General features: G+C 55.0%; 2 protein-coding genes. Both read left to right on the forward strand.

Going from position 1 to position 4,598, the window contains the following annotated elements:
- Window positions 1-394: 394 nt before the first annotated feature.
- Window positions 395-1,231 carry a ParA family protein gene (locus CSQ89_RS20095; RefSeq protein WP_308418190.1) on the forward strand — a complete coding sequence of 279 codons (837 nt, stop codon included), beginning with the start codon at window positions 395-397 and terminating at the stop codon, window positions 1,229-1,231.
- An 18-nt stretch (window positions 1,232-1,249) separates the two neighbouring features.
- Complete coding sequence (locus tag CSQ89_RS20100; protein WP_099407793.1) at window positions 1,250-4,465, forward strand: PAS domain S-box protein; 3,216 nt, start codon at window positions 1,250-1,252, stop codon at window positions 4,463-4,465.
- The last annotated feature ends 133 nt before the right edge of the window (window positions 4,466-4,598 follow it).

Consider the following 4,598-nt stretch of genomic DNA (forward strand, 5'->3'; position numbering starts at 1 on the left):
CTACCATCGCCGACAAGCCCGTTGCTGTCGCCGCGCCAAACGTGCTCAGCAAATAGTCGGTGTACAAATCGAGTTCTTTGTTCTTCATGGCGACAGGTTAGCGTATGCACTGCGTAACATCAGTTATGATCTTACTGCGCAGCTGTGATCAGGGCTCATGTGTTGCTCGAAATCCTCATGTACAAAAGTACATTCCGGTTTCTGTGCTGAGCTTCACCGTGTTGACAGCTGCTCGTGACAGATCGTAACCAGGTTCTTGGAGCCGGCAGATTGGTCACTGCAGTCTCAATTAGCGGTACTCGATTGGAACCGTTGCTACCGCGACGTTTACCCGGCCGCTCCCAAAAAAACGACAGAACTGCACACCCAGCCTGTCGCGCATGCTGCAACCGACATGTCCACCCGCATTCGGCTGCTAGAATCCCTGCACACTCAATCACTTTCGGGAGGGCTGGCCAGTATGAAACGGGTTATCTTCAACCAGAAAGGCGGAGTGGGAAAGTCTACTATCGCCGTCAACTTGGCTGCCATTGCGGCGCACCAAGGCAAGAACACACTGCTGATCGATATCGACCCTCAGTGCAACGCCAGTCGATATTTGTTGGGTGAAGATGCCAAGACGGTGACGCCGACCCTGGCGGATTATTTTGAGCAGACCTTGAATTTCAGTCTGTTCGCCAAGCCGGCCAGCGCTTTTGTGCATCCCACCCGTTTTGATAATCTGTTCATCATTCCTTCGCACCCCGAGATTGGCGAACTGCAGTCCAAGCTCGAATCACGCCACAAGATTTATAAGCTGCGCGATACCTTGGTTGAACTGGCCAAGGAATTCGAAGTCATCGTTATGGATACGCCGCCGGCTTATAACTTCTTCACCCAGTCCGCCCTGATCGCAGCCGATGCGTGTTTGATTCCTTTTGACTGTGATGATTTTTCCCGGCAGGCGCTTTACACGCTCATGGACAATGTGGATGAGATTCGCACCGACCATAATGGTGGCCTGCGCATCGAAGGCATCGTGGTCAATCAGTTCCAGCCGCGCGCTAACCTGCCGATTCAATTGGTGAATGAGTTGCGTGCGGAAGGTTTGCCTGTACTGAACAAACATCTGTCTGCCTCGATCAAGATACGGGAGTCGCATCAACGCGGTTTACCTATGATTCATCTTGATGCCCGCCATAAGCTTAGCCAGGAGTTCCTGGCACTCTACCGTGAGTTGGACGTGGACTGATCATTTTGGATTGGGTTGATGAGCTCGCGCCTGCGAATTTCAGTCATTGTTTTCCTGGTGGGCTGCGGGCTTACACTGGGTGGCGTGATTTGGTATTCGGACGTGGCGGCGGCGCGGCAGGTATTTCGGTATCAGCATGTAGCCAACCAGCAGTTGTTGCGGCAAGAGCTGGCTTTACGCCGCGCGTTGTTGAGTCTGGATGCGATGGAGGCACTATTCGCCAATGCTTCGTTGCCTTCCGCGGCACAGTTCAATCAGCTCAGCCAAGCGCTGGTCCAAACCAGCGGCGTTGATAGTTTCATCATTGCCGAGCCCGTCAGCATGGATGGCCGGGTTGCTTTCGAGCAGCGGTGGCGCGCTATCTATCCAAAGTTTTCCATCTGGTTCCGTGGTCCCAGCAGCCAGTTTCTACGCCTTCGTTCAACAGAGTGGCGAGATTTCCTGCCCGTTATCTATGGCGATAAAAGCACCCGTGCACGTTTTGGGCTGGGGCTTGATCTATCCAGTGAAACCGAGCTGATTCCAGATAGCATCATCCGCTTCCCGGGCAGCCGTGCCGTATCGACACCTTTCTTGCTGGAAAGCGGTGAGTTGGCGGTATTGGCGCTGACCTGGCAACGGTATGGGAATGACCGGCGCTTGCTGGGCGTGGTGCTGGTTCCGGCTCGTATACTCACCGCCCATGCGACGTCTTTGCATTGGGGGGACGTAGCCTTTGATATCAGTCAGGCCAAGCAGACAATCCCCCTTTCAGTGGGTGCGGCAGACCGGAAAGCCACCCCGCTGGCACTACGCAAATTCGTGCTTGGCGGCAGGACATGGCAGTTGGAAAGTCATTTGAACGCGGCAAGTGAGAAGAATGAAGGCCAATTGTTTTTAGGCGGCGTGGCAGGTGTATGCTTCTCGGCCTTGCTGGCGCTGCTGATGTGGCGTATCCGGTCGGGTAGGCCTGCACCCACTGTCGACATTGTTGCGCTAAAGGGTGAGTTGCTGGAATGGCAAGCCAAGGCGAATAGCGCCTGCCGCGACAGCATGCGTTTGCAGACATTGCTCAATACCACCGGCGAGGCCGTCATCCTGGCCGATGAGGCTGGCCGGATCGAACTCTTCAATGCCGCAGCGGAACGGCTTTTTGGCTATCGGGCCGAAGAGGTGCATGGCTTGAGCGTCAGCATGCTGTTGCCGGATGCCCATCGCAATCAATATGAAACCGGCTTTGGCGATAATCTGGCGGAACTGACGGTGGCTGCCCAGGGGCAGACCTATACGCTGGTAGCGCAAAAGCGGAATGGCGTGGTCTTCCCGTCTGAACTGCTGCTCAATGATTTCGAAGTGGGTGACACCCGCTATTTCGTCGGCGTTATTCGTGATGTCAGCGACCGACAGCGGGCAGAGCGGATGTTGTTTGAGAGCGAGCAAAAATACCGGGCCATTCTGGATGCGGCGCATATCGGTATCTATCTGTTGCAAAATGGGCAGCTGCGCTATGTCAACCCAGCATTTGCCGCGTATTTTGGTCGTGTTCCTGCAGATATATTGGATCAAAGCTTGCTGTCGATGGTGGCGCCCGCCTGGCGTGCCAGCCTTGCTGCGGTGCTTGATCCAGAGCATTCCAATGGCCGGCCGGCCGAATTGGTGATGCAGCGCCCGGATGGTAGTCACTTCTACGCCTTGATCAGTGCGAAGCCGACAAGCCTGAATAACCAGCCGGGTATTGCCGGCTCCTTGCTCGATATCAGCGAACGCAAGGCGGCCGAAGAAGCGCGTTTGCGGGCGGAAATACGCAATTCTGCTATTTTGGAAGCGATTCCTGACCTGATGCTGCAACTCGATAGTGCCGGTCGGATCATGGATTGCCGCGCGCAGTCGGGTAGCAATGAGTTTGGGCTCAGCCCCAATTGTGTCGGCCAGTACTACACCCTGGGTTTACCTAACGCCATGGCATCGCCGCTGCAGATTGTATTGAGCAGCGATCCACTGTTGCGCCAACGCAGCTTTGAATACAGCCTGCCGTTGAGAAGCAACCTGCGCCACTTTGAAGCCCGGCTTACAGGAGTGGGCGACGGTGAGTGGTTGGTGATGGTGCGCGATATTACCGAGCGTAAGCAAATCGAAGCCGAGCTGATTCGCCACCGCGACCATCTGGCCGATATGGTGCGCGAACGAACCGCCGAGTTGGATACCCTGTTCGCGGCCAGTCCCTTACCTGCAGTCTTCCTTAAACAGGGACGCATTCTTGCGGTGAACCAAGCGTTTGTTTCCTTGTTTGGTTACCAGCAGGAATTGTTGATAGGCCAGTTGTTGCTTGATAGCGATGAACAATGGGGTAAGCCACTGGCGGCAAACGGGCGGCCATTGCATGACGATCAAGTCGTCAGGCGGGAAGTGCATTACCACGCTGCGGATGGCGCATTGGTGTTGTGCGAGGCGTTTGGCAAAGCGATTGATCCTGAGCAACCCGATGCTGGGTCGATCTGGGTTTACCAGGACATTGGTGAGCGGCGGGCGGCAGAAAAAGCCATGCAGCACGCCAAGGAAATAGCCGAAGCCGCCAGCCGCGCCAAATCGGAATTCCTAGCCAATATGTCACACGAGTTACGCACACCGATGCATGCGGTGCTGAGCTTTGCCGAATTGGGTGAAAGGCGCGCCAATCATCAGTCTGATGAGAAATTGGTGCAATACTTCAGCCGCATTCGGAGTAGCGGCCAGCGCCTCTTGCAAATCCTGAATGACTTGCTGGATCTGTCCAAGTTGGAAGCCGGCAAGATGTCCTACGATATGAAGCTGTTGTCGATAGAGCCGTTGTTGCGGGAATTGGTTGAGGAACTCACACCGATGGCCCGCACCCGAGGTCTCAGTATTGACTTGCAAGTGGCGCTGGATTTGCCGCAGGTGAATGGAGACATACTGCGCCTGGGGCAGGTGCTGCGCAATCTGGTGGGCAATGCGCTGAAATTCAGCCCCGAGGGGGGGCGAATTATCTTGCGTGCTGCGGCGGCGGATGGTTTTCTGGATTTGTTTGTCGAAGACGAGGGTATCGGCATCCCAACCGAAGAGTTGGGTGTAATCTTCGATAAGTTCGTCCAAAGTTCCAAAACCAAGACTGGCGCGGGGGGAACGGGTCTTGGGCTTGCGATTTGCCATGAGATTGTGTCAGCCCATTCCGGGCAGATTTCAGCTTCAAATCGTATTGAGGGTGGCGCATGTTTCCACGTTCGCCTACCTATTTAGTTATTGTCTGATGTTACGCAGTGCATACGATAACCTGTCGCCATGAAGAACAAAGAACTCGATTTGTACACCGACTATTTGCTGAGCACGTTTGGTGCGGCGACAGCAACGGGCTTGTCGGCGATGGTAGGTG

Origin of the sequence: Chitinimonas sp. BJB300 (assembly GCF_002735695.1) — a bacterium.
Lineage (GTDB): Bacteria > Pseudomonadota > Gammaproteobacteria > Burkholderiales > Chitinimonadaceae > Chitinimonas.